Source organism: Pseudomonas sp. SDO5522_S412, assembly GCF_054071215.1.
Genome location: NZ_JBSVWQ010000446.1, coordinates 1 through 750, shown reverse-complemented (window position 1 = coordinate 750; position 750 = coordinate 1). Strand labels below are relative to the sequence as shown.

1 protein-coding gene is annotated in these 750 nt (G+C 46.7%); it reads left to right on the top strand.

All coding sequences use genetic code 11. The annotated features are described in order from the left end of the window. Positions 1–110 precede the first annotated feature (110 nt). The gene (locus tag ACW9I6_RS32390) at positions 111–554 is read left to right on the top strand and encodes a septation protein IspZ (RefSeq protein WP_457340244.1); all 444 of its coding nucleotides are present in this window, start codon (positions 111–113) and stop codon (positions 552–554) included. Positions 555–750: the final 196 nt, after the last annotated feature.

The window sequence follows — 750 nt, the reverse complement described above, 5'->3', positions numbered from 1 at the left end:
AAAATTTTCGTACTTTATGGAGCCAATACAATCTAGTAGCTTAGAACTGAAATCCTAAACGTGAAACGGCATACCGCCGCTACATGATGAACACCTTAAGGTCTCGTAGAATGAGTGTGACAAAAAATTGGCTGAGGCTGTCCTTTGCGCTTTTGTGGCGCGCGTTTCTATTGTTCCAAATTTTCGGTTTGGTATTTGGTGTACTGCTTGGAAAACTCCTACTGCCGAGCTCATTCGTCATATTGATTAAGCCTACAATTTTGTACGGATCATTAGCTCTGGTAGTAGTTATCGCTGAAGCCGGATTCAAGCTCAATCTACTTCAATGCATTTTCGGAAAACGTTTAAATCTGTCAAAACCACAATGGCGCATGTGTGCACGTTCACTGGCGTTGCTTCTCGCAACTATGGCAGTGTTGAACGTTGCGGTCGCTTTTTCCACGCCATTTGATTTTTGGCTTTACTACAAAGTTTTCGGCAGTCCGGTGATATTTGTTGCTGGCATATTCGCTATTTCTTGGATTGCCATCAGCAAGACCAGCATTCACCAGTAATCGCACCTCCCCTAGTGGTGGCTGACTGCTCTGAACAGGGCCTCAGCTCCACCATTCCTACAGCAATGCATTGAGGACTCCCTGTCCTCTCATATCAATCCGATTTTTCGGATTCCCACCTCTACCCGTCAGCACTCCTCCCCCGCGCCCATCGGCAACCAGCGGGAGGCATGAGTGTTGACGAATACAGGTGAAC

Excerpts from the sequence above, each read along its gene's own strand:
- ACW9I6_RS32390 (WP_457340244.1), top strand. The coding sequence starts at position 111 with ATGAGTGTGACAAAAAATTGGCTGAGGCTGTCCTTTGCGCTTTTGTGG.